Below are 1,369 nucleotides of genomic sequence, written 5' to 3' on the forward strand. Positions count from 1 at the left end.
ACCCTGGACCACCTCCAACGCGCCATCCGGCCCGGCGCGTCTTGTGGCCACTGCGTTGGCCTCGATCCACGTCATCGCGGCGCGAACTGCCGTATCGTGCGCCGCGATGATGCGCTCGTCTTTGGCGACAAGAGCCATGATCGAGACAGATTTCGAGGCCGAGAAGGTCAGGTCGATGCCGGGGCGATGTTCGCGTTCGCCATCAACCCAGCGGCCGAGGATTTGGCCCTGGCGCCATTCGCCCTTCTCGTTCTTCTCGGTTGGCAGCGCGTGACCGTCCAAGAGGTCGGCAAAGACCCGATCGTCGATCGGCCCCTGAAACTCCAGCTGCCCTTCGGCGGCGAGATATTCTGCCGCCCGACCAAACCATTGTGCTGCGGCTTCGGCCTCAGGCGAGCCTGCCGTATAGTAGCCTTCGGTGCTGTAGTAGCCTGAGGCAGCCGCCCCGGCGGAGACATTCGATACGGACAGCACGGATCAAAGACCGCCTTCGAGAAAGCCGCCCAGGAGCTTACTACGGTCTGCCCGCTTTTCCGGAATGACCAGCGTCGGGCTCAGGCTTGGAGCCGAGCCACCGCTTTCCGTGCCAAGACTTCCCGCAGCGCCATCTCTTGAGGCGCGATCCGTTGGAGCGAGGGCGCGTTCCGTCGCCAAATCGTTGTCAGGGTCGGCTGATGCGAGACGGACCACCGAGTCATAGGGAGAAACGTCGGGCTGAGCGGTCTTTATCTTGCCCGGCCAATTCGACATCAATTCCCGCGAGAAGTCCGCCAAACGCAGATCCGGGTCCTCGACGCCGCGCATGCGGGCGCGACAGTAATCCTCCCAGGCCAGTGGCTTGTCAGCCTCTTTGGCCTTGGACTTGAGATCGAAACTGATGGGATCGATCTCCGGCGCGGTCCTGCGGGCAAACCACGCATCGAACTCCTCCAATTGCTGGCGCGGCGACCGCATGACGAAGGGCAAATCTGCCGGAGGCTGTTGGGCTCCTTCGGACGCGCCGAGGTTTGCCGTCGCCACCCCTTCTCCCTTCCCGGGATCTTCCACCAGAGGCGCATCCATCGACCCGGTGGCAAAGCCGTTGCCTTCGTATTTCAGTATGGCAGGGGCGATGTCCTTCGAGGTGATGGGCGGGAACTGCACCAGCGCAGTCGGGGCATCGTAGCCGAAGCGGATATAGGCCTTGAACTGCGGCAGTGACTGGATTTCTGACGCGGTGACGATGGGCCGCTCGACACGCTGCGCGTTCAGGGTGTTGCCATCGCGGGTCACATCGGCTCCGAAGGAAATCGTCTCGCGATGCTCGATGATATCGGAAAGCCCGAGGCTGTCCGAGAAGAGACGCGCCGTCCGGGCGTCAGGCGTGTTG

Annotated in this window: 2 protein-coding genes; both read right to left on the reverse strand. The window is 63.0% G+C overall.

Annotated elements, in window-relative coordinates; all coding sequences use genetic code 11:
• Positions 1-474: MobF family relaxase (gene mobF, locus AC1DVR_RS23370; protein ID WP_478003021.1), on the reverse strand; the 474-nt coding region annotated here is incomplete at its 3' end.
• A gap of 3 nt (positions 475-477) precedes the next feature.
• Positions 478-1,369: type IV secretion system DNA-binding domain-containing protein (locus tag AC1DVR_RS23375; protein WP_478003022.1), on the reverse strand; the 892-nt coding region annotated here is incomplete at its 5' end.

The organism is Rhodobacter sp. P2_H5, from assembly GCF_056403335.1.